Source organism: Desulfoplanes sp. PS50, assembly GCF_053851535.1.
Window position 1 is genome coordinate 1 of sequence record NZ_JBSPZA010000015.1, and the last position, 24,650, is coordinate 24,650.

Sequence of the window (24,650 nt, forward strand, 5' to 3'; positions counted from 1 at the left end):
GCACGTCCGTGCCCGTCCGTGTCCTCTCCCTCTCTCTCCCCCATTGACAATCCACCCCCACCCAAAGTAGCAATTTTTCCACTTGTTCTCAGGGCGGGGTGCAATTCCCCACCGGCGGTATCCCGGTTCTCCGGGAAGCCCGCGAGCGCTTCCTGACGGCAGGAAGGTCAGCAGACCCGGTGAGAAGCCGGGGCCGACGGTGACAGTCCGGATGAAAGAGGATGTGACAGCTTCAAAACACCACGATTTTATTCGCGGCGTTTCCTTTCCGATGCCCTCTACGGGCTCCTGTCTTTTCTATCGCCCTGATTCTGGTACCCTTCATCATATTCAAGGAGAACTACCATGAATCAGTCCCTTCTCGACCACTTTGGCTCCCCGATCCAGCGTGTACAAACGGCCCTCGAGGCATTGCGCTCTGCCAAGGGCGTTCTCGTCACGGACGATGCAGACCGGGAAAACGAGGGTGACCTCATCTTTGCGGCCCAGAGCCTGACCCCGCCTCAGATGGCAATGCTCATCCGGGAGTGCAGCGGGATCGTCTGCCTGTGCATGCCCGAAGAAAAAATCCAGCGCCTGAACCTGCCCATGATGGTCGACAAGAACGAAAGCTCCTACAACACAGCATTCACCGTATCCATCGAGGCGGCCAAAGGGGTAACCACCGGCGTCTCTGCTGCGGACCGGATCACCACCATCCAGGCAGCCATTGCCGAGGACGCCACCCGGGAATCCATTCACACCCCGGGTCATGTCTTTCCTCTCAAGGCCTGTCCCGGAGGGGTGCTGGAACGTCGGGGCCATACCGAGGCCACCGTGGACCTGATGCGCCTGGCAGGACTCAAACCCTACGGCGTACTCTGCGAGGTGACCAACCCCGACGGCACCATGGCCCGACTCCCGGAAATCATGGCCATCGGACAAAAACACGGCCTTCCCGTGCTCACAGTGGAAGACATCGTCATGTACCGCCAGAAGATGCAGGAAGGGGCGGCATAAAAATAAAAAAAGTGCACAGTACTCAGTACGCAGTGCACAAAAGTGCGCAGTACACAGTAGGCAGTGCGCAGGAAAGATCTTGTATTCGCGAGGATAGTTTGCACAAAAAAGGACGGTTCATAACGAACCGTCCTTTTTTGTGCAACGCTATCGAGGTTGCGTGCTGTTATTGTATCGATTGTACGAAGTCGAGGACAACGCTGGATTTGTCACGGAAACTGTGCCCTGCGTACTGCGCACTGTGCACTGCGCACTTTTGCGCATTGCGTACTTTTTCCTATTTCCCGAACCCAAAGACCTTTTGCAGAAGTTTAGATCCCTGGCCCATGGGGTCCTTGCGCAAAGCGGCCTCGTTCTCGGCCATGACAACAAACAGACCGTCCAGGGCCTTCTCGGTGACATAGGCATCGATGTCACCCATGGAAGTCCCGCCCAGGCCGACCATGCCCTTGGCCTTGTCCTGCATGGCCTTGAGATATTTGGTCACGTTGACGCTGTCCGTGGCCTCCTTGACCAGGGGGGTGAATTCAGTGGTCAGATCCTTTGCCGTGTGCTTCTTGAAATACTGGGTCGCTGCATCGTCCTTGCCGTTTAAGATCTTTCGGGCATCCTCCAGACTCATCCCCTTGACCGCATCAAGAAAGATAGGCTGTGCCTTGGGCACGGCCTTTTCCGCAGCCCGGTTCATGCTGGTCACGAAATCATTGACCAGCTTTTCCTGCCCCGCCTTTTCAAGTCCCTTGGTCACCATGGACAAGTGGTTGGGCACGGGAATGAACACATCAGGATTCTTGAGAAACCCGTTTTCCCTGCCCAGGGTGTCCACGGACTTCCTGGCCGCCGAGGCCAGGGCCTCCTTGAGCCCCTGGACGACCTCCGTGTCCGAGGCAGCGCCTCCCCGCTGCTCGCCGGATTCCGAGGAGCCGGTCAAAGACTCGGCAACCCCGCCGACCACATCGCTCCACCCCGCCTGGCAGGACAATGCCCATCCACACATCAAAAGGACTCCCAGGGCTGTCATCATTCGTCTGTTCATTATTCCTCCTGTCAACTGACTGTTGGTTCCGGGTCAAGACAAATGTATTCTTGTCCAGCCGGCTGAAATACCATGACTGGCTTGCCCGTTTTGGACGGATCGACCGTCTGACCGAGCCAGGCGCGAATCATTGAGCCGGCAGCGGATATATCACGACACGAACATAACCAAGATTTTTTTTTCACAACCCTTGCAAACACTCACAGACGGCGTAGGTACTCATCGCTTCTGGGGATTCAATATCCCAGGATCATTCTCGAAACCATCAGCACTCGGAGGGAACATGCTCTTTGTAAGCGCCATTACTCAAGCCATGGAACGTCATTACAACCATCTCGCAACCTATGGTTGCAACACCTGCAGCGCCGGAACCTGGACCATCAATAATGCCCGCCATGCCTGTCACCGTACCCATGGACCTATTCTCCATTCCGCCCTCGAATTCCTCCGCCATCTCCCTCTTGGAAGCAGAAAGTAGGGAGCTTTTTCAGATCAATCCCCAAGAGCACGCTTCCTCTTCAGCCATCGGAACTCCGAGACGGGCATATCGTTTGGGCCCGCCCCGGGTCTTTCGGTGCTCATGGTTGTCATAACCTCACCAATCCCTCGGCAATCTCTTCCAATCCGGCCCGATCGACAATCTCGATCCAGGCTCCGTTCCCGCTGACCAACCCCTGATTCTCCATTTTTTTGAGGGTCCGGGAAAGGGTCTCGGGAATGGTCCCCAGGTATTTGGACAGCTCCGTCTTGGACAGATCCAGTTCAAAGGCATCGGCCCGGCTGGCGGCAGCCAAAAGGAGGAAGTGACTCGCCAACCGGGCGGGCACCTCCTTGAGGCTCAATTCCTCGACCTTGTTCACAAAGGCCCTCAGCCGCTTCGAAAGAAGGGCCAGCATCTGCAAGGCCAGATCCGGTTCCCGGGCCAGAAGTTTACGGAACGCGTCCCTGGGAAAAAACAACAATTCCGAAGACTCCAGGGTCACGGCCGAGGCCGGGAAGTTGTCGCCGGCGAACACGGCCACCTCGCCAAAGGCCTCCCCGAATCCAAAAACATGCAGGATCTGCTCCTTACCGGAAAAAGAGGTCCTGAAAATCTTGACCCGGCCCGACTGGACCAGATAAAATCCCTTGCCTTCATCCCCGGCCCAGAAGATCGTTCGGCCCTTGTCCAAACGCATTGTTTTTGCAATCATGGCCAGGGTGGCAAGATACGCTCTGTCCAGCCCCTCGAAGAGATCCACTCGCTTTAAGATATCCACAATCTTTTCAGTCTGCATCACACTCTTTCACCGCATGGATTGACCCAGGTCAAGGGAAAAATAGGCAAAAGGTGTTCTCATCCAAGTAGCTGAAATATCATGGCCGGCTCACACCGTCACATTCACTTCTTGCACCCAAGATTCCATCATGCTGACCACCATCTTGACCTCATTGAGCATCCTGCTGCTCGGTGCCCATGCCCTTCGATTCGGGGAAATGGGAATGGCCCTCGCCCTACTGGTTTGTGCAGCCCTTGTCTGGACCAGAAGGACCTGGGTCCGGCTGGCATGCATTCCGCTTCTGGCCGGAGGGGTTGTCATCTGGGCACAGACCCTGACCACTCTGCTGCGTTTTCGCATGGCCGCAGATCTCCCCTGGATCCGCCTGGCCGTGATCCTCTCCGTGGTCATGGGTGCAGCCGTGTATTGCATGGCTGCGCTGGCCACAGGTCCGGGGCAGCGCTTCTTTGTTCGAAACACAACGCATGATCCGACCCGGGCAACAGTTTTCGTACTTACCGGTGCCCTCCTCCTTGCCCTTCGGGAACAAACGCCCATTGTCCTGCTCCTTGCGGATCGGTTCTTCCCGGGACTCGGCCCCCTGGAAATTCTCGGGCTTGCCCTCTATGCGGTCTGGGTAGCCGGGCGTCTGCTCGATCCAAAGACCCAGGCCCCAACCCGACGATTCGTCTGGCTCCTTTTTTCCCTGGTCTTTTTCTCCCAGCTCTTCCTGGGTCTTGCCGGTATCGAACAATTCCTGATGACCGGCAAACTCCACATTCCGGTTCCAGCCCTCATCCTGGCAGGGCCGCTGTTTCGCGGGGAGGGTTTTTTCATGCCCATCCTGTTCGGCTCCACCCTGCTTCTGGTCGGTCCGGCCTGGTGCAGCCACCTCTGTTACATCGGCGCCTGGGACAATGTCATGACCCTCAAAAACCAACCACACTCCCTGCCGGGCTGGACCCGTACGCTGCGCTGGGCCATCCTTGTCCTGGTCGTCCTGACCGCTCTCGGGCTCCGCATCCTCGGTGTGCCCACGGCCTACGCCGTCATTCTGGCGGTCAGCTTCGGACTGGTCGGAGTCGGTGTCATGGTCTGTATCTCCAGAAAAAAGGGAACCATGGTCCATTGCACCACATTCTGTCCCATCGGCCTGGTCGGCAATTATCTGGGCAAACTCGCGCCCTGGCGAATTCGCATTACCGATTCCTGCACCCGGTGCAAGGCATGTCTTCCCGCCTGCCGGTACAATGCCCTGGATCTGCAGGCCCTCGAACAGGGAAGGCCGCATATCACCTGTACCCTGTGCGGGGACTGCATCAGCGCGTGCACACACGGAGCACTCACATTTTCCGCTCCCCTGCTGACCCCGACACGAGCCCGGACGCTCTTCATCATCCTGGTCACCATGCTTCACACCGTCTTTCTCGGGATCGCCCGGATATAAATCGGAAATTTCCCGAATCTGGTATTCGTATTCCAGGGAGGCGACAAAAACGTCCGCCCCAAACAGTTTTGCCAAACCACTTTACAGAAACGAACAACCAAGGAACATCAAAGGAACAATCTTCTTCTCGAAACGAACAGCAACGGCCGGATTAGGAACACAGCAACGAACAGACAAGGAACAATCGACATGCCCTCCAACCCCCGTCAGGTCTCTCTTGCCGAAATTACGAACAGTATTGATCACACATTGTTGAAAACACAGGCCTCTGAAGACGATATTCTGCATCTTTGCGAACAAGCCAAGCAATACCGGTTTGTTACCCTGTGCATAAACCCCTGCTACGTGGCTCTGGCCCGCGAGGCCTTAGGGGATTCTCCGATCCGGGTGGCCTCGGTGGTCGGGTTCCCCCTGGGGGCCAGCCATCCTCTGGTCAAGGCCGCTGAAGCGGTACAGGCCCTCAAGGACGGGGCCCGGGAAATCGACATGGTTATGCACGTCGGAGCCCTGAAAAGTCACCGGTATGAAACAGTAGAAGATGATATCAGGACCATTGCACGCATCTGCAAGCATCAGGGGGCTCTGCTCAAGGTGATCATCGAGACCGGCGTACTCACCGAGGATGAAAAACGGATTGCCTGTGAACTCTGTGTGACCGGGGGTGCGCAGATGGTCAAAACGTCCACCGGGTTTGGCCCGTCCGGTGCGACCATCGAGGATGTCCGCTTGCTCCACGAGCTGGTTGCCCCCTCTGGTCTTGGGGTCAAGGCATCCGGAGGGATCAAGACATGGGATGACGCCCAGGCCATGCTCCGGGCCGGCGCCGTGCGTCTCGGAACGAGCAGCGGGGTACCCATTGTCCGCCAATTCCACACCACGTAGGGGCACGGCGCGCCGTGCCCCTACCCCCCGGTCAAATAACCTTACCCGTGTGCGCATCCGTCCATCCGTAGAGACCAGGCATCCCCTGTCTCCACCACACCGACACCTCCAGTCCTCAAAAACGAGTTGTCACGTTCTTTGATTTTCCCCTGCGCACTGCGCACTGCGTACTGCGCACTTTTTTCCCGCCTCCCTTCTCCCGCCTCCGATCTCCCTTATGCATCCACCACCGCCCTTTGACCTATATCAAGGTGCTTGTACGCGGGACTACCTATATGACAGCCATCAACCCCGTACATCACACCCCCGATTCCAAGGGAGCACCCCATGAAACAAGTCAGAAAAATAATCCAGATCGACGAAGCATTATGCGACGGCTGCGGGCAATGTGTGCCCAGCTGCGCAGAAGGTTCCATCCAGATAATAAACGGCAAAGCCAAAGTCATCGCGGATAATCTCTGCGACGGTCTGGGTGCCTGTCTGGGGCATTGCCCCAAAGGGGCGCTGCGGATCATTGAACGGGAGGCTGACGAATTCGACCCCGAGGCCGTGGAGCGATTTCTGGCAGAAAAGGCTGCCAGGGAGCGCACCAAAACCCCCTCCATGTGCCCGTCGGCCAAACTGCAGAGCCTGCAGCCCGGACCTGCGGCGCATCGCAAGAGCGGCACCAAGAGTTCATCCCTGTCCCACTGGCCCGTGCAGATCAGATTGATTCCACCATCTGCCCCCTTTCTCAAAAATGCCGATCTGCTGGTGACCGCTGACTGCGCAGCTGTCTCCAGTCCTGATTTTCATGTTGACTATCTGCAGGAGAAAGTGGTCATGATGGGTTGTCCCAAATTCGATGATACAGCAGTGTATCTGGAGAAATTCACGGACATTTTTCAGAACAATCCCCCCCGGTCCATAACCATCCTGCGCATGGAGGTCCCGTGTTGCGGCGGCTTGCCGGGCATCATCCAGGCCGCCCTGGACAAAGCAAAAACCAGTATACCCGCCAGGATCGTCACCCTGTCCACCTCCGGAGAAGAGGTACAACCCCTGCAATAAAAAAGACCGACAAAAGTGATGATTACAGTCTGTCATCCGTGTACCACCAACCCTTCAATCGTCATAAGGAGTGCCTGTGAAAACGATCAATCTCTTCGACGAAGGAAGCTTCAACGATATCGCCTTCAAGACCCTGCTGGTCCATGATTCTGAAAACTTCAAGATTCTCAATTTCAACTTCAAGGCGGGTCAGAAACTTCCTGTCCATTCCCATGAGATCGATGGCGAGGTCAGCATCGCAGTCATCGAGGGAACCGGTGAGTTTCTGGCCGCTGACGATCAGAGCATCCCGGCGAAGCCGGGCGACGTGCTGATCTGTGAGATCAGAGCGCCCCACGGAATCAGGGCGACTACCGACATGCGTGTCCTGGTAACCATCGCCCCGCCCATCTGATCCGATGGTCTGGATCACCTGACGCACACAACCGCAACGGGCCGCTTTCATCTGAAAGCGGCCCGTTGCGGTTGTGTGTGCAGAACAACGTTCTTCACTGACAAGAAAACATGGATGCAATGGTTCTTAGCGACTTTTCCCGGATTGCAACACCTGTCTCTGCAGATCCAGGGCCCCTTGATGCCGGGGATCCCGGGCAAGAACCTTTCGGACATATTTTTCCGCCTCCACGGGCCTGTTGGCATGGAAACAGATCCGGGCGATAGTTAACGGGACACTGATGTTCGCCTCGAGAATTTCCGGGTTCTTGCCCACGGCCTTTTGGGCATATTCAAGGGCCTTGAAATACCGCTTTCCCTGCAGATAGGCCATGGCCAGGTTGTAGAACAACCCGTCATTGTCGGGATCAATCTCCAGGGCATTGGAGTAATAGCTGATAGCCTCTTCCCACCGACCCTCTTTGCGAAGATGCCGCCCGATCTCGTTAAACATCCACATATCCTGCATGGAAAAGTCTCCTGATTTCATTTCCATGGCCTCGCTCATGTAACCAAGTCCCTGCTCGGGGTCGACCCCCATGACCTTTTTTCCCACTTCCATGAGTGAGGCCACGACCTGATCTCTGGCATGTTTACGAACCACGTTAACGGCCGCATCATAGTAATTTCGAGCTGTCATGGCATCGCCCATATCAACATAGGCATCGCCAATATCAATTTTGCGCTTGTGATTAAGGGGGGAAAGCGTATCCATTTTTTCAAGGATTTCCAGACGCTTTTCCTTGTCACTGGTCTCTTCGTAAAGAGCGGCCAAGCGCTCCAACGGCTCGAGATACATCCTGGCCTTGCTCGAGGCCCGTTTGTAACTCGTTTCGGCCAGGTCAAACTTTTCAATCTTTTGGTAGATGTCCCCCATGAGGATATTGCCGATGGAACTGTCCGGATTGACCTTGAAAATTTCGTCAATAACACCCTTGGCGCGGGCAAAATCCCCCTCAGCAATACGTTCCTTGGCCTTGTCGACAAGCGTCCGGAGATTGTTGGGTTTGATGGTATAGGCGATCTTTTCAATGACCGAATTCATGGAGACCGGCTTGATGATCACATTGTCCGCGCCCATTTCGTGAAAGAGAAACAGAACATCACGGTTCAGTTCCGAGCTCAGGCAGATGATACTCACCCGGTCTCCCACGGCATCCTTGATCTGGCGAAAATGGGAGGTATTGCTCACCCCGTTGCTGAACGCCTCCACAAGGAGGATCAACCGCTTGTGCTGCTTGAGCAGGTCATGCATTTGGCTCACGTATTCCACAGAACGCATCTCGCAGCGCAGACAATCCTGCGTGATGCCCAGGGCCTTAACAAGCCCTTTGAAGGTACGCACAAACGTCAGATCGTCGCTGACAATAAAAAATCCGCCATGACTGGAAGCAAAATTGCGGACTATCTGATCGAAAAGTTCTCGTTTAGCCAAGTACTGCTCCTTATGGTCGAAACAAACGATATGCCATGATTAAGTGATCATTTTTTACCATCAGAACAAAACCGCCCGCCCTGTTTCGCACTCTCCATTGAATTCACGTTCCGTTGCGAAAGAAAACAATTCGTTGTTGCGCAAAGGCAAGAAAAACACCAGGACAAAAAGAGCGAAAAACAGGTCATTTTCACCCAAAAAGCATGGTCAGGGGCACCACGATAACCAGTGCCGGAAGCATGCTCGAGATACGGATCTGTTTGATCTCCAGAATGTTGACTCCGATCCCCAGGATGAGCACTCCACCTGTTGCGGTCAGCTGGGCAATGATCTCCGGGGAGAAGACGGACTGAAAGGAGGCCGCAAAAAGTGTCAGCGCGCCTTGGTAAATGAGGACAGGTACAGCGGAAAAAAGCACTCCGACACCATAGGTGGTTGCCAGAACCACGGAGGTAAAACCGTCAAGAACCGACTTGGTGAAGAGGATGGCATGGTCCCCTCTGATCCCTTCGTCAAAAGATCCGACAATGGCCATGGCTCCGATACAGAAAATCAGGGAGGATGAAATAAGACCATCTGTGAACAACGGATTGGAAGAACGGATCATTCCCTTGAGACGAAGCGCGAGCTTCTCGAACAATTCCTCCAAATGGAGAATTTCTCCGAGAATACCCCCCAATAGCACCGAGACGATGACAACGAGAGGATTCTTCATGGCAAAGGCCATCTGCATACCGATGACCAGTACACACAGCCCCACTCCCTGAAAGGAAACCGTACGGATGCGCTCTGGGAAACGACCGCGGAGAAGCAGTCCAAGCACACTTCCACAAACAATGGCCAGGGCATTGACCAAAGTACCAACAGGTACGACCACAACGACCTCCCATGGATGGACTACAGAATGTAAGGGCCCGTCTGGTGTGAGGATGCATACTCAGGATCCAGGCAGCATCACAACCCCGCAATAGCCTCTATTCGGCTCTGGTAGGCGAGAACCCCCAGCACCATACCATCGGCGAGCCGGTCCAGATAGGCGGTGGATCGCAATCTCTTGGCTTCGGTGTAGTTGGTGATATATCCCAGTTCAACGAGAACTGCGGGCATTTTGGAGCCCATAAGCACATAAAAGGGAGCTCCTTTGACCCCGTGGTCATTGACTTTGTACTTGGTCCGAATCTTATGCAGGGACCGGTTTTGGATATCATTGGCCAGGTCCTTGGATTCGGTGATCTTGGAATTGAGCATCAGGTCGGTGAGAATGACCTGAAGATCGCTGATTTTTTTCACGGAAACGGCATTTTCCCGCGCTGCCACACGGACCGCGTCCCGTGACTTGGCCAGGTTAAGATAATACAATTCCAGTCCGTGAGCGCGCTTATCCTGACAGGCATTGCAATGAATGGAAATGAACAGGTCGGCATCTTTGGCATTGGCCATGGCCGTTCGTTCCTCAAGAGGCACAAAGACATCCGTGGTTCGTGTATAAAAAACCTTGAATCCTTTTTGTTCCAGTTTTTTTCCAATGATCTTGGACATCTTCAAATTGATGTCTTTTTCCAGAATCTTGTTGGCCACAGCACCGGGATCCTTCCCCCCATGCCCGGGATCGATCATGATCGTCTGGATCTTCAGCCCCAATTGCTCGACCAGACTATTGGCCACGTCCTTATCTCGGGCGACACTGCCTACAGCGGCATTGGCCGTGGAAGCAGCACGCTTTTTCGTATTGGGCTGCTTCGCTGCCGTTGAAGGCTCGTTTTTTTTGCCCCCATAGACATCGACAACCACACGAAACGGATCGGAAAGGGAAAATACCCTGAAATCTTCAATGGCATCGATATCCAGGACAACACGGACATCTTCGCTGGAATGTTTGGCGGTTCGGATGGTATGCAGTATACCATCGGCTATGCGTTCCTCTCCCGGGACCCCCGTGTCCAGGGTCGTTTTTTTCAGATCGATGAAAAGGCGGTGCGGGGTTTGCAGCTTTGGATCGGGATTGAGCAGATGATTCTCGAACCCAACCTCTTTCTCCAGGTCCAGAACGACCCGGGTATAATCCTTGCTGGACCAGTGACGAATCTGGACCAGCTGCGGATAATCCTTTGCGGAAACCGTGGGAACCGGCGCCGGAACAGGTGCTTGGGGAGCTGACTGTTTCGAGGCGGGCGGCGATGTGGAGGGCGGATCTGAAGCGGAAGCCGCCTTCTTGCGATTGTCATGATCGAGCTTGTCGAGTAATTCCTGTGCCTTGGGAGCCATATCCCCTTTGGGATACTTGTGAACCACCGAAAGCAGGGAGAGGTACCCGTGATCCCTGTCTCTGAGCTGGTTCAATTCGACCTGTGCCTGCCGAAACAGGGCGTCGTCTGCCCAGGAATGAGTGGGAAAACGGAGAACCACGCGTCTGTAGTAGTCCACAGCCTGGAGGGCGTCGGATTCCAGCATGGAGATCTTGGACATCTCGTCGTAGACCCTGCCAAGATAGTACAAAGATTTTGGAGCGTATGAGCCTTGAGGATTCCGGGTGTAGGCACGTTGAAAACGGTCCTTGACCGCATACCAATTGGAACGATACTTGGCCTTGCGGGGATTTTCGACCAAATCAAAAAATCCACGCCACCCTTTTTTGAATTCCTGGGAAGGAGAGGCACACGAGGCGGGCGAGGCCCCCGTGAACAGGATCAGGAGGCAGAATGCCAGCATGCAGAACACAAAGCGTGTGGATGGTAACATAGGCCTTACGTAGAGAGATGTCCGGATCCTGTCAAAGGGTAAGGGCTTCTTGTCAGACAAGAACACCCGCCCCGATCTATATTTTTTTTGAAACCACACAAAGGTGGAGCCATGAAACCACACACTTCGCTGTTGTCCATGCTTTTCGTGCTCACGACTTGCCTGGTTTTTGGTCCGGGATGCGGGAAAAAAACCGTGTACCAGGGGACGTCCCCACAGACCAAGGTGAAGGTGCCATCTCGCCCTCAGGCCAAAAAAACACAAAAGACATACACGGTGTTGGGACAGACATATACTCCGGTCCAATCCGCAGCCAACTACACTGAAACGGGTATTGCCTCCTGGTACGGAAAAAAATTTCACGGTCGTTTGACCGCAAGCGGTGAAGTGTACAACATGTACCAACAAACCGCTGCGCACCGGCTCCTTCCCATGCAGACCCGGCTGAAGGTCACCAATCTGGACAATGGCAGAACAACCCGTGTGCGAGTCAACGACAGAGGTCCTTTCGTAAAAAACAGAATCCTTGACCTATCCTATCAGGCGGCCAAGGATCTGGAAATTGTGGGACCGGGAACCGCTCACGTCCGCATAGAAGCCGAAAAAACTCCTGCAGACGGCTTTACAGGACCCTTTTATATACAGGTCGGTTCGTTCACGATTAAAGACAATGCATTGAATCTGCGCAACAAAATGCAAGGAGAAGGGTATGCGCAGAGCCGGATCCACCCCATCAGCCTGGATGGAAAAACATTCTGGCAGGTCCATGCAGGCATCTTTGCGACCTTGACCGATGCCGAGCAGGCTCTGCAGCGCTTATCAGCCCGGACGCCCTCGAGCTTTATTCTTGCGGATTGAGTTCAGCCCGGAATTTTCTTGAGATACGAAACACGACCACCTTGCGAGGGGGCAGAATAATGCTCTCTCCGGTCTGGGGATTTCTTCCCTTGCGTGCATTTTTCTCATAGGCCTCAAACTTGCCGAAGCCACTGCTCAAGAGCGCATAGTCCTTCTTGATGGCCTGCTTCATGATGGAGAGCAGACTTTCCACCTGATTTTTCACCTCAGCCCTGTTTCTGTTTGTCTTTTCGTAGATAGCGTTGACAATGTCGGCTTTGGTCAATGTCCTCGAACTCATCGCGTTTCTCCTGGCAGGGTTAGATCGTTAAACGAGGTGCACACGTGGATGTGATAGTCAGAATGGGGATTTCCCAAAGATGACGATACATGCTTATACAAATCCTTACACAAATCAGAATGGTTTTTCAAGAGAAATAAACAGTTAAACCACCACGATGTCGAAAAAATTTTATCCGGACCAAAAAGCAACGAGGCGTTGAAGACACGAAACTGCGGTGCGCAAAGCGATCCAAGGAGATCCGTCCGAGAAATCAGGCATGTAACCTAATGATATCCTTCAAACATCCAGAGCCGAGCCGGGTACATCCCAAAACATTTCCCGTGTTCCTTCCCTTCCAGGGGTGCCCGGGAAGGTGTACCTATTGCTCACAAAACCTGCAAACCGGACACACCCGTCAAACCCTTCAGACATGCTTCGAAGCCCTGGCAAACGATCTCAAACATCGCAAGAAAGAACATCTTCCCTCCCTTGGCCTGGGTTTTTTCGGAGGAACGTTCACGGGGATTCCCGAAGAATGGATGATCCGGTTTCTCAAACTCGGGGCAGCATATAAAAAACAAGGTGTCATCTCCCATATCCGCTGCTCGACACGGCCGGATGCCATTACCCCGAACATGCTCGAATATCTCTCAAACCAGGGGCTGGACATGGTCGAGCTGGGCATCCAGAGCTTTGATCGGCACATTCTTGACCGGGCCAACCGACACTACGACCCGAAAACCGCTCTTGACGCATGTCGTATGGTTCGGGAAGCGGGCCTTGAACTCGGCCTCCAGATGCTTCCCGGATTGCCGGGACACAGCAGAACGACCTGGGAAGAAGATATCCGCATGTGCTGCCGGATTCGCCCCGAAATCATTCGTCTTTACCCCTGCCTGGTTCTCCAGGGGACGGTCCTTGGGACCTGGTTTAGCCACGACAAATACGATCCAATGGGCCTGGAGGAGACTATCTCCCAACTGGCATGGGCGGTCCAACAACTCTGGGCTGAAAAGATCGCTGTGATCCGTCTGGGCCTGACTCCGGAACCGCAACTTCTCACGAATATGCTTGCCGGCCCCTGGCATCCCTGTCTGGGCAATCTGGTCAGATCCAGGGCGCTCGTGGAGATTATCGCCGATCATATTCACAAACTGGGACATCCCCCCCTTTCACTCACCATCCCTTTGAAATACAGCGGGGAACTCTGGGGGTACAAAAAGGGAAACATCGAAAAACTCGCCCGATTGGGCATCACCAAGCCAATGGTCAGCTATACCGAACAGTCCGAATTCACTCTTCAATAGGAACAGGTACCCACCACGACCCGACGATCAGCATATCTCCACAAAGATATCCATAATGCACCATCCCGCATTCTGGAACACGCTCACCGTATATCCTGCGCCCTGCGTACTGCGCACTCGTTTTGACATCTCTATTCCCTACCAGCCCATCAACCCCAACCCCCTATTTCTTCATGACCACTATATCCGATACAATCCGCATCCATACCATCAGCCTCGGCTGTCCCAAAAACCGGGTCGATACCGAAATAATGCTCGGCAGCCTGCTTGCCTCCATCCAGCCCGTTGATACCCCTGACCAGGCCGAGGTGGTGCTCATCAACACCTGCGGGTTCATCGAGCCCGCTGTGCAGGAATCCGTTCAGACCATCCTGGAAACGGCCGAAAGCATTGCGGACCTTTCGCCCAAACCACTTCTTGTTGTCACCGGCTGTCTGGTCATGCGTTACGAACAGGAACTGCGCAGAGAACTCCCCGAGGTGGATCTCTTTCTGACCATCCCGGACCAGGATCAACTCCCGGCACGCCTTGCAATGGCACTGAATCGCAAATTTTCCAGCCGGACAGGCCGCGCCGTATCCACCTTGCCGGGATACGCCTACCTGAAGATCAGCGAAGGGTGCGACAACAGCTGCCGGTTCTGCACCATTCCTTCCCTGCGCGGTCCCCTGGTCAGTCAGCCCGTGGATCTTGTCGTGGACCAGGCCAGGTATCTTCTGTCCCAGGGAGTCAAGGAACTGGTGGTCATCGCCCAGGACGTGACCGCCTATGGCAACGATCTGGGCATGAAACACGGTCTGGAAACCCTGCTCGAACACATTCTGCCATTGGACGGCCTTGAGTGGCTTCGACTCATGTACCTGTATCCGGCAGGACTGACCAATGATCGGCTCGCCTTCTTGGCCTCCTGCGGCAAACCGCTTCTTCCCTATCTGGACATCCCTTTCCAGCATTCCCACCCGGATATCCTGAAGACCATGGGCCGCCCCTTTATGCACGATCCCCGGGAAATCGTCTCCCGAATCCGGGCCCATATGCCCGACGCTGCCATCCGCACGACCATGATCGTGGGATATCCCGGAGAGACCGAGGCCCATTTCGAGCATCTCGTTCAAACCGTCCAGGACATCCGGTTCACCCACATGGGCGTCTTCACCTTCTTTCCCGAAGAAGGAACGCCTGCCGCTGCCATGGACTACCAGGTTGCCCCGGCAATCAAGGAGGCCCGCAAGGCCCGACTTATGAAAATCCAGGCCGCAATCAGCGAAGAAGAATTGAACAGATACCTGGATACGATGCAGCCGGTACTCGTGGACGAGTCCTGTTCGGACTGGGAGGGTTTGTATACAGGACGCACCTGGTTCCAGGCCCCGGAAGTGGACGGAGTAACCTATGTCAGCGGCCCCGGGGTCGAACCGGGAAAGCTCGTCCAGGCCCGCATCGACGAGACGAAAACCTACGATCTGGTTGGCTTGGTCGAATAAAGGTGATCGCCGGGAAGTGACAAACCCGTGCATCCTGCCTATGAATGTGAGTGGAAGACAGATTCTTTCTCCGGCCAACGCCATCCCCGTGAGGTCACCATGCAGCAGTCCGTTAAATTCAGTGCCCGCCATCCCTTTTTGTTCGGAACCATGCTCATCTTCCTGGCCATTATCCTGCTTATGGGGAGCATGTATCTTTTTGCCTCCTTCTTTTTTTCAGACGACAAACCGGGATGGATATCCCGGGGAGACAAGATCGGTGTGGTCAATATCACCGGCATGATTGCGTCTTCCAGGCAGATCACGGCCTGGATCGACAGGCTGCACAGAGACGACTCGGTCAAGGGGGTTATCGTGCGTATCAACTCGCCCGGCGGGGTGGTCGGCCCCTCCCAGGAAATCTTCCAGTCCATCCGAAGAATGGCCCGGGACAAGCCGACCATCGCCTCCATGGGAGCAGTGGCCGCCTCGGGAGGATATTATATCGCGGCCGGAGCCTCGGAAATCTGGGCCAACCCGGGCACACTGACCGCAAGTATCGGGGTCAAGGTCAAACTCACGGATCTGGGCGAGATGATGAACAAACTCGGGGTGAAAGAACAGACCATAACCAGCGGATCCATGAAAAACGCCGGAACCATGTTCAGGCCCATGACCCCGGAAGAAGAGGCCTACTTTCAGGAACTGGCCGATGATCTGCATGAACAATTTGTTGGAGACATCGCCATGTCCCGAAGCATGGACCCCAAAATCATCAGACCTTTTGCCGACGGCAGGGCCATGACCGGGAAACAGGCCCTTGAGGCCGGACTGGTCGATAAACTGGGTGGGTTTGAAGACGCGGTCCGCATTCTCAAAAAAGGACTGGGCCTCACCGGGGACATCGACCTGCTCGAAGGCCCGCCGGTGAAGAAACCGCTTCTCTCAAAGATTCTGACTTCTTTGAACATCCTCCCGGAAAACGGGATTCCTTTTGGCCCGCAATGGGTACTCAGCTATGAATAACCTCGAAACGATCATCAAGCATGTCCAGGAAGGCGGCCGACTCGACAAGGAAGACGGCCTGAACCTGGCACAAAACGCCTCTGTCCATGACTTAGGCGCACTCGGCCACGCCCGCCGTCAGGCCATCCATGGTGACAAGGCCTTTTATGTGTACAACCAGCACCTCAACTACACCAATGTCTGCCAGAATGCCTGCAAATTCTGCGCGTACAGTAAACGGGAAGGACAACCAGGGGGCTATGTCTACTCCCCGGAAAAAATCCGGGACCGGCTCATGGCCCGGATCCACGAGCCTATCCGGGAGGTCCACATTGTCGGCGGGCTCAATCCCGCTCTGACCTACGAGTATTTTTTGTCCATGCTCAGAACGGTTCGCGAGGTCCGACCCCATGCCACGGTCAAGGCCTTCACCGCCGTGGAGATCGCCTTTTTGTCCAGGGAGTACGACAAATCCGTCGAACAGGTCCTCACTGATTTGCGGGAAGTTGGCCTCGAGGCCATGACCGGGGGCGGAGCCGAGGTTTTTGACACGGATCTGCGCCAGAAAATCTGCCCGGAAAAGATTCCCGGGACCGAATGGCTGGATATTCACCGAAAGGCCCATTCCCAGGGGATTTACTCCAATTGCACCATGCTCTTCGGGCATCTGGAAACCTGGGAAAACCGAATCGACCACCTGCATGCCCTGCGGGATCTCCAGGATTCCACCGGCGGTTTTCTCTGTTTCATCCCCCTGCCCTACCAGCCGGAGAACAATCCCTTGGAGGCCAAGGGACCGGACGGAGAAGACTTTCTGCGAACCATTGCCATGTCCCGGCTCTATCTGGACAATATTCCACACATCAAGGCCTATTGGGCCTATGCCGGGGTCAAGGCCGCCCAACTCGCCCTGTGGGCCGGAGCCGATGATTTCGACGGAACCATTGTCGAGGAAAAAATCGGCCACGCAGCGGGCTCGGCATCCCCCAAAGGACTTGGAGAAGAAGAACTCCGCGAGTATATCACTACAGCGGGTTTTGTTCCGGTCCAGCGGGATACCTTCTTCAATGCGGTGTAGATCCCTGGCCAGGGCGAACGTATTCTCATCCAATCGCCTGAAATATCGAGGCTGGTTTGCCTCGAGAACAAACTTGCCTTGGATCCTTGGCATTTTCCTTGACTTTTTTCTTTTCTCAGGGTTTGAAGCAGGGAATTTGTATCTGATGACAACATGCGAACCTGTTCGAGGAGGACCTGGCCATGGAAGTACTTTCAATGCTGATCAACGGAATGCTGCACAGCTCGATCGCCGGAACCGTCGGGGTAATGGGCATTCTGACCTATCTTGCAGTTATCGTCATCGCGGCCATCTACCGTATCCGTGAAGGGATGAAAGAAGCCGAGCATCATTAATAGTTCCTGTTGCCGAGGCGACAGCAATCATCTGACTCTTCACCCACGAAAAAAAGGCGCAGCATTCTGCGCCTTTTTTCGTCCAATCTCTCAAGAACGGTACCCCCAACCATGCGAGAAATCATCCTCATCAGCATCACCGGTCAGGACAAACCGGGGCTGACCCAATCCCTGTCCACGGTCCTTGCCCGGTATAAGGCGAACATTCTGGACATCAGCCAGTCCGTGATCCACAAATCCCTGTCCCTGGGGTTGATGATCGAGGTGCCCAAGGAATCCGAGTCCTCGCCCATTTTAAAGGATCTGCTCTACGCGGCCCACAACCTCGGCGTCAGCCTGACCTTCACGCCCATCGGACCGGAGCAGTATGAAACATGGGTTCGGGATCAGGGCAAAAAACGATTCATCCTGACGCTCCTTGGCAGAGCCATCACGGCCGAGGCCATGGCCACCGTTGCCGGACTCATTCATGAGAACGGGCTGAATATCGACTTCATGACCCGGCTCACGGGCAGGACCTCCTTTGCCCGTCCCGACGGTCACCCCAGGGCCTGTATCGAGCTCTCCCTTCGCGGAACCCCCAGGGATCTCTCGGCCATGCATTCCAGTTTTCTGGATATTTCCCGAACCATGGGTGTGGATATCGGTTTTCAGGAAGATGACATGTTCCGCAGAAACCGGAGGCTGATCGCCTTTGACATGGACTCCACACTCATCCAGGTCGAGGTCATCGACGAACTGGCCAAGGCTGCTGGAGTCGGGGACCAGGTCGTGGCGATCACCGAATCGGCCATGCGTGGAGAGATCGACTTCAAGGAAAGCTTGACCCGACGGGTGGCCCTGCTTGAAGGCCTGAACGCGTCGGTTCTCCAGGATCTCGCCCATCGAATCCCCTTGACCGAGGGGGCGGACCGGCTCATCGCAACACTCAAAAAACTGGGTTACAAGGTTGCCATTCTTTCCGGGGGATTTACCTATTTCGGGAAACATCTGCAGAAAATACTCGGTGTGGATTATGTCTTTGCCAACGACCTGGAAATCAGTGAGGACAAACTGACCGGAAAAATCCTTGGAAAGATCGTCGACGGTCCGGGCAAGGCCGATCTGCTTCGGGAGATCGCCCACAAAGAGGGCCTTGACCTCAACCAGGTCATTGCCGTGGGAGACGGCGCCAACGATCTCCCCATGCTCGATCTGGCCGGTCTGGGCATCGCCTTTCACGCCAAGCCCGTGGTCCGCAAGGGGGCCGGCCAGGCCATCTCCAATCTCGGCCTGGACGCCATCCTCTACTTCATCGGCATCAGGGACAGGGAGGCCGCCCACGCCCTGGGCCAGCAGGAATCAGCATAAAGATTTCCCAAAAAACCAACAAACTCTCTGCGCTGGACACTGTACCGGGTCATCATCCCATATCCTCCATCCCCATGGACCAACACCATGCCCACCGACTTCACGACATTTGCCGAGCGTTTGGATCAGGCCCATGACTGGCCGTGCATTTATACCTTCAAATTCATCGTTCCCAAGAACAGGCAGACAGAGGTGACCTGTTTGTTCGGCCCTGAAGCCTCTGTGCGCAAGACCGCCTCGCGCACGGGCAAATACATTTCCATCACCGTTGAAACGAAAATGGAATCATCCGCCCAGGTGATCGACATCTACAGGCAGACGGCGACCATCCAGGGAATCATCACCCTCTGACCCTTTGGTGGAGGTTGCCGCGCCCGGGGATGAAACATACCATCTGTACACAACCCTCTCGCCATTACCCCAAAGGTATCCACCATGTTTCCCAAATTATTTGTCGCCTTTGCCGTGCTCCCGGTCCTGGAGATCTATGTGCTCATCCATGTGGGATCGGCTATCGGAGCACTCAATACCATCGTCCTGGTTCTTCTGACCGCCTTTGCCGGGGCCTGGCTCGCCCGGGCCGAAGGCATGCAGACCATGTTGCGCATCCGGCAAAGCATGCATCAAGGGATCATGCCCACAAGTGAACTCGTGGATGCGGCCATTATCCTGGCGGCAGGGCTGGTTCTGCTCACTCCGGGATTCATCACGGACGCATTGGGTCTGCTCCTTCTCTTTCCCCCGACCCGGAAGATCTTCAAGGATTGGCTCCTTCGGGTCCTCAAGGAGTGGATGAACAACCACCCGCCAACCATCACCTATTACGGACCGTAGTCGCCAACCAGGATGCCGTGATGACATACAAGAATCTTTCCCAATGCCTAAACGACCTCGAAGGCCATGGTCACCTCGTACGCATCGACCGGGAAACCGATCCCTGTCTGGAGATGGGAAGCATTCAGCGGCGGGTCTTCCAGGCCGGTGGTCCCGCCCTGCTATTCACCCGGGTCAAGGGGTGCGCCTTTCCCATGGCCGGGAATATCTTCGGCACCATGGACCGCATCCACTTCATCTTTCGCAAGACATTGCCCCGGGTCAGACGACTGCTCAAGGCCAAGGGGGATCCATCACTCGTCTTCAAACGCCCCTGGGAATTGCCTTCCCTGGGACGGGCCGGCCTTCATGCCCTGCCCAAAAAGGTTTTTCACGGACCGATCCTGGACCGCCAGACCACAATCTCCCATCTTCCCCAACTCGTCTCCTGGCCCATGGACGGCGGACCGTACATAACCCTCCCCCAGGTCTACTCCCATTCTCCCGACAAGCCGGGCATGCGCTTCTCCAACATGGGCATGTACCGTGTTCAGCTCGCTGGAAACGATTTCATTCCGGACAAAGAGGTCGGCCTGCACTATCAGATCTGCCGGGGGATCGGCCTGCATCACGCCGAGGCCATCAAACAGGGCCAGTCCCTGCGGGTGAATATCTTTGTGGGCGGTCCTCCGGCATTGACCGTTGCAGCCATCATGCCCCTTCCCGAATCCCTTCCTGAACTCTTTTTTGCCGGAGTGCTCGCGGGTCATCGCATCCCCATGATCACCCGAAAGGATCATCTCCCCATCCCGGCCGAGGCGGATTTCTGTATCTCCGGGATTCTCGACCCCCATGCCCAAAAACCTGAGGGCCCTTTTGGTGACCACCTGGGATACTACAGTCTGGCCCATGGGTTTCCCGTACTCAAAGTCACCTCGGTCCTGCATCGCAAGGACGCTGTCTGGCCCTTTACCACCGTAGGCCGTCCCCCTCAGGAGGATACGGTTTTCGGGACCTTTATCCACGAACTCACCGAGGATCTCGTGCCCACGGTATTTCCGGGCATCCACGAGGTCCATGCCGTTGATGCGGCCGGGGTCCACCCCCTGCTTTTGGCCGTGGGCAGCGAACGGTATGTCCCCTACTCCCAGACACGCAAGCCGCGGGAACTGCTCACCGGCGGCCTCTGCCTTCTGGGATCGACCCAGACCTCCCTGGCCAAGTACCTGCTCATCGCGGCCCGGGAGGATAGCGCCTCTCTCTCCTGCCATGACGTTCCGACATTCTTCCGCCATATTCTGGAACGGCTCGATCCGACCAGAGATCTCCATTTCATCACCCAAACGACCATGGACACCCTGGACTATTCCGGCACCGGTCTGAACGAAGGATCCAAGGTGGTCTGGACCGTTGCAGGACCTCGGATCAACTGCCTGGCAACACAGATTCCCCCGGATCTTTCTCTGCCTGCAGGATTCACCAACCCAACGATTTTTGCCCCGGGAATCATGATCATCCAGGGGCCGAAACACATGCTTCCCCGGGACACCATGGATCAGACCATGGATTTCTTGTGTACAGCGCTTGCAAACCAAAAAAATCTTTCAGGCATCCCCTTGATGGTCATTGCAGACGATCCGGCATTCACGGCAACAAACTGGGATAATTTTCTCTGGGTGACCTTCACCCGCTCGGACCCGGCAACAGACATCTACGGCGTGAACAGCTTCACCCATTGCAAGCACTGGGCATGCAGAGGACCCGTGGTCATCGACGCCAGGATAAAGACCTTTCACGCCCCGCCCCTGGATCCCGATCCCGACGTTGAAAAGCGGGTCGACGCACTGGGTGCGCCCGGGGGCCCCCTGCACGGAATTATCTAAATCCAACGGAACGGCCCGCCAAGCCACATGGGTTCCCTTCCAGCCACCTGGAATATCAGGTCAGGTTTGCCCTGAAAACCAATCGGCCCAAGAGGGCCCGCTTGGCTGCATTGCATCCATCCATCCTTTGGGATAGTTGACGGATTTGTTCTACCCAGCATAGTTGAACCAATCCCCGAACAAGTATCCTCCACGGAGAATCACCCATCATGCTCAATAAACAACGCTTGCTCACCCCCGGACCCACCCCTCTGCCTGAAGACGTCCGCCTGGCCATGGCCAAGGACATGATCCACCACCGCAAACCCCAGTTCAAGAAGATCATGGGCGATGTCCAGGATGGGTTGCAGCACCTTTTCGGCACCTCCCAGCCGGTCATCTCCCTGACCAGTTCCGGCACCGGTGCGATGGCCGCCGCCGTAACCAATCTGTTCAAACCCGGCGATACCGTCTTGGTCATCGAGGGCGGCAAGTTCGGGGAGCGCTGGTCGGATATCGCTGCCGCACACGGACTGGAAATGATTATCCTCCCGGTAACCTGGGGGGAAACCGCCAAGGTCATCGACGTATTGAACAGTCTGGACCGCTGGCCGGCCATCAACGGCGTTCTTGTCCAGGCATCGGAAACATCTACCGGAGTACTCCATCCGATCCGGGAAATCGGAGAACAGACCCGAAAACGGGATGTCTTGCTGGTGGTGGACGGCATTTCTGCCGTGGGGGTGTCTCCCTGCCCCATGGACACGTGGGGCATCGATTGTCTGCTCACCGGTTCCCAAAAGGGACTCATGCTCCCTCCGGGACTTGCGTTTATCTCCCTGTCCGAACGGGCCTGGGAACGGGTGGAAAAGGTCAAACCGAAAAATTTTTATTTCAACCTGTTCAAGGAACGAGAAAAAGTAGAGAATCAACAGACCCTGTTCACCCCGGGAATCGGACTTTTGGTCGGCCTGGCCCAGAGTCTGGAACACTTCAGAGGCGACAAGCTGGACGAGATCTATCATAAGCAGTGGGCCCTGACCATGATGGCCCGGGCCGGAATCTCGGCCATGGGGTTGGAACTTCTGGCCCTTGAACGCTTCACCTGGGGGTTGACCTCTTTGCTCATGCCCCCGGGCATTGACGCATCCAAGGTCCTGGAAACCATGGTTCGTGAATACGGCGTGGTGGCAGCAGGCGGCCAGGGAGACATGAAGGGCACAATGATCCGCCTCGGACATATGGGACATGTGGACTGGAGCGATCTTTTGGCGGGTCTTTACGCCTTGCGTGAATCCTATGTGGCCTGCGGCGGCTATTCCGGATGCCGGGATTACCTGGAACAGGCCATGAAGGCCTACGAAACGGCACTCACGGAAGTCCTCCCGGCATAGACAATCATACCAACCAATCTTTTATTTTTGAAACCATTCAGCTACCTGCCTCGGGATTGAGGGAAGTGTGCTTCTTCGTGGCAGGGTTGCAGGGTTACCCGGCCTCTGCCCATAATCCTGTACCCCCTTTTTCCCTGATCCCTGGTTTTCTTGTTCCAGGTGAACATCTGCTCTTTTGTAATGACAGAGCCTGGAGGCAGACCAGCTGATCCGCCCTTTGCGGAAACGATCCAGCTCAAGGAGAACGGTAATGTCCGAACACAATGATCCCTGCCGGGAGCACGAATCACCGGCCGAGGCCGAGCAGCGTCAAGAAGCCGAAGAAAAGATTGCGCGCGAATACCGCCAGACAGCCAGGGCTGCAGACTCCGGGCAGATGCCCAAACTCGACTTTTCCACCTTTGTCATGTCGTTGAGCTCCACGGTGCTTGTCCACCTGGGAGAAATCCCGGACCTCCAAACCGGACAGGCTGCAGTGAACATCCCACTGGCCAAACAGACCATCGACATCCTGGGCATGATTCAGGAAAAGACCAAGGGAAATCTGACATGTGAAGAGGAGCGGCTCATTCGGGATCTCCTGTTTGAACTCCGGGTCAAATTCGTTCAGCGTAAATCCTAGCCAGAACAGACACGTTGCCATGACACACACCAACCGCTTGGAACAGGTTCAGAAGAGGCCGAAAAAGGCATTGGTCCTTGGTGGGAAAACCGGACTCCTGGGTCAGGCCCTGGCCCAGGTCCTCGAGGAACAGGGCTGGGATATTCTCTGCCCCGGCCGTAAGGATCTGGACGTCTTTGTGCAGGCCAACCTCGAGGAATACATCGAACATCACCACCCAACGCATATCTTCAATACCATTGCGTACACCCAGGTGGATTTGGCCGAAGAAGAGCAAAAGGAGGCCATGAGGCTGAACAAAAGCCTGCCGGTGATCCTGGCACGCACGGCCAAGGCCTTTGATCTTTTTTTCATTCATTACAGCACGGATTTTGTATTCGACGGCAAAAAATCCTCCCCCTATCTTCCTGACGACGAACCCAATCCCCTCTCTGTTTACGGAAAAAGCAAGCTGGAAGGCGAACAGGGGATCACGGCCCTGGGGTGGGAAAAAACCTTGATCATCCGCACGGCATGGCTCTTTGGCCCCCACAAAACCAATTTCGTGGACAAGATTCTGACCCTGGCGCAAACGCGTCCCACACTCAATATTGTCCACGACCAGGTCGGTTGTCCAACCTACACCCTGGATCTTGCCACCTACACCATGGCCCTGATCCAGGCAGAGGCTACGGGCATCTTCCATCTCACCAACACAGGCCATGCCTCCTGGTGCGAATTCGCAGCCGAGGCCATTTCCTGTAGTGGCGTCCCCTCTCACGCACAGCCTATCTCCTCAGCGGATTTTCCCCAAAAGGCCACGCGTCCCGCCTACTCGGTTCTGGACTGCTCGGCCTTCACCCGGCGAACCGGATTGACCCCGCGCCCCTGGATTCAGGCACTGCGGGCCTATCTCTTTGAATGGGATCGCACCCCCCCTTCTGCTGACGTATAATCCTGACACCCCCAAAAAATGCTCCAGAACAGCAGGGCAAAGCTGTTCTCGTCCAATCATCCGAAATATCATGGCTGGTTTGCCCCGT

General features: G+C 55.4%; 25 protein-coding genes and 1 riboswitch. Of the genes, 19 read left to right on the forward strand and 6 right to left on the reverse strand.

Annotated features, from left to right (window positions below):
• The first annotated feature begins 80 nt into the window (after window positions 1–80).
• Window positions 81–227, forward strand: a riboswitch (FMN riboswitch).
• A gap of 118 nt (window positions 228–345) precedes the next feature.
• Window positions 346–999, forward strand: coding sequence for a 3,4-dihydroxy-2-butanone-4-phosphate synthase (gene ribB, locus ACTVJH_RS08125; RefSeq protein ID WP_455989290.1), 654 nt, complete (start codon window positions 346–348; stop codon window positions 997–999).
• Between the two features lie 277 nt (window positions 1,000–1,276).
• On the opposite strand, the gene ACTVJH_RS08130 is transcribed toward ribB, so the two are convergent.
• A complete protein-coding gene (locus tag ACTVJH_RS08130; RefSeq protein WP_455989292.1) occupies window positions 1,277–2,035 on the reverse strand; it encodes a DUF4197 domain-containing protein in 759 nt (252 codons plus the stop codon).
• A 283-nt stretch (window positions 2,036–2,318) separates the two neighbouring features.
• Here ACTVJH_RS08130 and ACTVJH_RS08135 point away from each other — a divergent pair, with 283 nt between their 5' ends.
• Window positions 2,319–2,513 carry a hypothetical protein gene (locus ACTVJH_RS08135; protein ID WP_455989294.1) on the forward strand — a complete coding sequence of 65 codons (195 nt, stop codon included), beginning with the start codon at window positions 2,319–2,321 and terminating at the stop codon, window positions 2,511–2,513.
• Window positions 2,514–2,622: 109 nt separating this feature from the next.
• On the opposite strand, the gene ACTVJH_RS08140 is transcribed toward ACTVJH_RS08135, so the two are convergent.
• Entirely contained in the window at window positions 2,623–3,312 is a 690-nt protein-coding gene (locus ACTVJH_RS08140; protein WP_455989424.1) for a Crp/Fnr family transcriptional regulator, read from the reverse strand.
• A 130-nt stretch (window positions 3,313–3,442) separates the two neighbouring features.
• On the opposite strand from ACTVJH_RS08140, the gene ACTVJH_RS08145 reads away from it, so the two are divergent.
• From ACTVJH_RS08145 to ACTVJH_RS08160, 4 genes are all read left to right on the forward strand, one after another.
• Window positions 3,443–4,741 carry a 4Fe-4S binding protein gene (locus ACTVJH_RS08145; RefSeq protein WP_455989296.1) on the forward strand — a complete coding sequence of 433 codons (1,299 nt, stop codon included), beginning with the start codon at window positions 3,443–3,445 and terminating at the stop codon, window positions 4,739–4,741.
• Window positions 4,742–4,930: 189 nt separating this feature from the next.
• Window positions 4,931–5,623, forward strand: a complete 693-nt coding sequence (deoC, locus tag ACTVJH_RS08150; RefSeq protein WP_455989298.1) for a deoxyribose-phosphate aldolase — start codon at window positions 4,931–4,933, stop codon at window positions 5,621–5,623.
• Window positions 5,624–5,950: 327 nt separating this feature from the next.
• Window positions 5,951–6,673, forward strand: coding sequence for an ATP-binding protein (locus ACTVJH_RS08155; RefSeq protein ID WP_455989300.1), 723 nt, complete (start codon window positions 5,951–5,953; stop codon window positions 6,671–6,673).
• A 76-nt stretch (window positions 6,674–6,749) separates the two neighbouring features.
• The gene (locus tag ACTVJH_RS08160) at window positions 6,750–7,067 is read left to right on the forward strand and encodes a cupin domain-containing protein (protein ID WP_455989302.1); all 318 of its coding nucleotides are present in this window, start codon (window positions 6,750–6,752) and stop codon (window positions 7,065–7,067) included.
• A gap of 126 nt (window positions 7,068–7,193) precedes the next feature.
• Here the strand turns inward: ACTVJH_RS08160 and ACTVJH_RS08165 are convergent, their stop codons facing one another.
• The 3 genes from ACTVJH_RS08165 to ACTVJH_RS08175 all read right to left on the reverse strand — a co-directional run bounded on the left by ACTVJH_RS08165 (window position 7,194) and on the right by ACTVJH_RS08175 (window position 11,279).
• Window positions 7,194–8,540 (reverse strand): tetratricopeptide repeat protein, encoded by a 1,347-nt coding sequence (locus ACTVJH_RS08165; protein ID WP_455989304.1) that lies wholly within the window; start codon window positions 8,538–8,540, stop codon window positions 7,194–7,196.
• A 190-nt stretch (window positions 8,541–8,730) separates the two neighbouring features.
• Complete coding sequence (locus ACTVJH_RS08170; RefSeq protein WP_455989306.1) at window positions 8,731–9,417, reverse strand: DUF554 domain-containing protein; 687 nt, start codon at window positions 9,415–9,417, stop codon at window positions 8,731–8,733.
• A gap of 77 nt (window positions 9,418–9,494) precedes the next feature.
• Complete coding sequence (locus ACTVJH_RS08175) at window positions 9,495–11,279, reverse strand: N-acetylmuramoyl-L-alanine amidase (protein WP_455989308.1); 1,785 nt, start codon at window positions 11,277–11,279, stop codon at window positions 9,495–9,497.
• Between the two features lie 111 nt (window positions 11,280–11,390).
• On the opposite strand from ACTVJH_RS08175, the gene ACTVJH_RS08180 reads away from it, so the two are divergent.
• A complete protein-coding gene (locus tag ACTVJH_RS08180) occupies window positions 11,391–12,137 on the forward strand; it encodes a septal ring lytic transglycosylase RlpA family protein (RefSeq protein ID WP_455989310.1) in 747 nt (248 codons plus the stop codon).
• On the opposite strand, the gene ACTVJH_RS08185 is transcribed toward ACTVJH_RS08180, so the two are convergent.
• Window positions 12,121–12,417: an integration host factor subunit alpha gene (locus ACTVJH_RS08185; protein WP_455989312.1), complete on the reverse strand. Its 297-nt coding sequence runs from the start codon at window positions 12,415–12,417 to the stop codon at window positions 12,121–12,123. The genes ACTVJH_RS08180 and ACTVJH_RS08185 overlap by 17 nt on opposite strands.
• Window positions 12,418–12,686: 269 nt before the next feature.
• On the opposite strand from ACTVJH_RS08185, the gene ACTVJH_RS08190 reads away from it, so the two are divergent.
• The 12 genes from ACTVJH_RS08190 to rfbD all read left to right on the forward strand — a co-directional run bounded on the left by ACTVJH_RS08190 (window position 12,687) and on the right by rfbD (window position 24,562).
• Window positions 12,687–13,706, forward strand: coding sequence for an elongator complex protein 3 (locus ACTVJH_RS08190; protein WP_455989314.1), 1,020 nt, complete (start codon window positions 12,687–12,689; stop codon window positions 13,704–13,706).
• Between the two features lie 173 nt (window positions 13,707–13,879).
• Complete coding sequence (gene rimO, locus ACTVJH_RS08195) at window positions 13,880–15,190, forward strand: 30S ribosomal protein S12 methylthiotransferase RimO (RefSeq protein WP_455989316.1); 1,311 nt, start codon at window positions 13,880–13,882, stop codon at window positions 15,188–15,190.
• Between the two features lie 99 nt (window positions 15,191–15,289).
• Window positions 15,290–16,195 (forward strand): signal peptide peptidase SppA, encoded by a 906-nt coding sequence (gene sppA / locus ACTVJH_RS08200; protein WP_455989318.1) that lies wholly within the window; start codon window positions 15,290–15,292, stop codon window positions 16,193–16,195.
• Window positions 16,188–17,252: an aminofutalosine synthase MqnE gene (mqnE, locus tag ACTVJH_RS08205; RefSeq protein ID WP_455989320.1), complete on the forward strand. Its 1,065-nt coding sequence runs from the start codon at window positions 16,188–16,190 to the stop codon at window positions 17,250–17,252. The genes sppA and mqnE overlap by 8 nt, the downstream gene beginning before the upstream one ends.
• A 182-nt stretch (window positions 17,253–17,434) precedes the next feature.
• Window positions 17,435–17,587, forward strand: a complete 153-nt coding sequence (locus ACTVJH_RS08210) for a hypothetical protein (RefSeq protein ID WP_455989322.1) — start codon at window positions 17,435–17,437, stop codon at window positions 17,585–17,587.
• A 111-nt stretch (window positions 17,588–17,698) separates the two neighbouring features.
• Window positions 17,699–18,937: a phosphoserine phosphatase SerB gene (gene serB / locus ACTVJH_RS08215; protein ID WP_455989324.1), complete on the forward strand. Its 1,239-nt coding sequence runs from the start codon at window positions 17,699–17,701 to the stop codon at window positions 18,935–18,937.
• A gap of 87 nt (window positions 18,938–19,024) precedes the next feature.
• Complete coding sequence (locus ACTVJH_RS08220) at window positions 19,025–19,288, forward strand: DUF493 family protein (protein WP_455989326.1); 264 nt, start codon at window positions 19,025–19,027, stop codon at window positions 19,286–19,288.
• Between the two features lie 84 nt (window positions 19,289–19,372).
• The gene (locus tag ACTVJH_RS08225; protein WP_455989328.1) at window positions 19,373–19,771 is read left to right on the forward strand and encodes an FxsA family protein; all 399 of its coding nucleotides are present in this window, start codon (window positions 19,373–19,375) and stop codon (window positions 19,769–19,771) included.
• Between the two features lie 20 nt (window positions 19,772–19,791).
• Entirely contained in the window at window positions 19,792–21,633 is a 1,842-nt protein-coding gene (locus ACTVJH_RS08230; protein WP_455989330.1) for a UbiD family decarboxylase, read from the forward strand.
• 209 nt (window positions 21,634–21,842) lie between these two features.
• Window positions 21,843–23,006, forward strand: coding sequence for a pyridoxal-phosphate-dependent aminotransferase family protein (locus ACTVJH_RS08235; RefSeq protein WP_455989332.1), 1,164 nt, complete (start codon window positions 21,843–21,845; stop codon window positions 23,004–23,006).
• Between the two features lie 250 nt (window positions 23,007–23,256).
• The gene (locus ACTVJH_RS08240; RefSeq protein WP_455989334.1) at window positions 23,257–23,628 is read left to right on the forward strand and encodes a DUF1844 domain-containing protein; all 372 of its coding nucleotides are present in this window, start codon (window positions 23,257–23,259) and stop codon (window positions 23,626–23,628) included.
• A gap of 19 nt (window positions 23,629–23,647) precedes the next feature.
• On the forward strand, window positions 23,648–24,562 hold the full coding sequence (gene rfbD / locus ACTVJH_RS08245; RefSeq protein ID WP_455989336.1) for a dTDP-4-dehydrorhamnose reductase: 915 nt from the start codon (window positions 23,648–23,650) through the stop codon (window positions 24,560–24,562).
• Window positions 24,563–24,650 lie beyond the last annotated feature (88 nt).

Coding starts and splice junctions, on each gene's coding strand:
- rimO (WP_455989316.1), top strand. CDS start 13,880: ATGACCACTATATCCGATACAATCCGCATCCATACCATCAGCCTCGGC.
- ACTVJH_RS08220 (WP_455989326.1), top strand. CDS start 19,025: ATGCCCACCGACTTCACGACATTTGCCGAGCGTTTGGATCAGGCCCAT.
- ACTVJH_RS08155 (WP_455989300.1), top strand. CDS start 5,951: ATGAAACAAGTCAGAAAAATAATCCAGATCGACGAAGCATTATGCGAC.
- ACTVJH_RS08140 (WP_455989424.1), bottom strand. CDS start 3,312: ATGCAGACTGAAAAGATTGTGGATATCTTAAAGCGAGTGGATCTCTTC.
- ACTVJH_RS08130 (WP_455989292.1), bottom strand. CDS start 2,035: ATGAACAGACGAATGATGACAGCCCTGGGAGTCCTTTTGATGTGTGGA.
- sppA (WP_455989318.1), top strand. CDS start 15,290: ATGCAGCAGTCCGTTAAATTCAGTGCCCGCCATCCCTTTTTGTTCGGA.
- ACTVJH_RS08225 (WP_455989328.1), top strand. CDS start 19,373: ATGTTTCCCAAATTATTTGTCGCCTTTGCCGTGCTCCCGGTCCTGGAG.
- ACTVJH_RS08135 (WP_455989294.1), top strand. CDS start 2,319: ATGCTCTTTGTAAGCGCCATTACTCAAGCCATGGAACGTCATTACAAC.
- ACTVJH_RS08230 (WP_455989330.1), top strand. CDS start 19,792: ATGACATACAAGAATCTTTCCCAATGCCTAAACGACCTCGAAGGCCAT.
- ACTVJH_RS08185 (WP_455989312.1), bottom strand. CDS start 12,417: ATGAGTTCGAGGACATTGACCAAAGCCGACATTGTCAACGCTATCTAC.
- serB (WP_455989324.1), top strand. CDS start 17,699: ATGCGAGAAATCATCCTCATCAGCATCACCGGTCAGGACAAACCGGGG.
- ACTVJH_RS08235 (WP_455989332.1), top strand. CDS start 21,843: ATGCTCAATAAACAACGCTTGCTCACCCCCGGACCCACCCCTCTGCCT.
- ribB (WP_455989290.1), top strand. CDS start 346: ATGAATCAGTCCCTTCTCGACCACTTTGGCTCCCCGATCCAGCGTGTA.
- ACTVJH_RS08145 (WP_455989296.1), top strand. CDS start 3,443: ATGCTGACCACCATCTTGACCTCATTGAGCATCCTGCTGCTCGGTGCC.
- ACTVJH_RS08180 (WP_455989310.1), top strand. CDS start 11,391: ATGAAACCACACACTTCGCTGTTGTCCATGCTTTTCGTGCTCACGACT.
- ACTVJH_RS08190 (WP_455989314.1), top strand. CDS start 12,687: ATGATATCCTTCAAACATCCAGAGCCGAGCCGGGTACATCCCAAAACA.
- deoC (WP_455989298.1), top strand. CDS start 4,931: ATGCCCTCCAACCCCCGTCAGGTCTCTCTTGCCGAAATTACGAACAGT.
- ACTVJH_RS08240 (WP_455989334.1), top strand. CDS start 23,257: ATGTCCGAACACAATGATCCCTGCCGGGAGCACGAATCACCGGCCGAG.
- ACTVJH_RS08210 (WP_455989322.1), top strand. CDS start 17,435: ATGGAAGTACTTTCAATGCTGATCAACGGAATGCTGCACAGCTCGATC.
- mqnE (WP_455989320.1), top strand. CDS start 16,188: ATGAATAACCTCGAAACGATCATCAAGCATGTCCAGGAAGGCGGCCGA.
- rfbD (WP_455989336.1), top strand. CDS start 23,648: ATGACACACACCAACCGCTTGGAACAGGTTCAGAAGAGGCCGAAAAAG.
- ACTVJH_RS08175 (WP_455989308.1), bottom strand. CDS start 11,279: ATGTTACCATCCACACGCTTTGTGTTCTGCATGCTGGCATTCTGCCTC.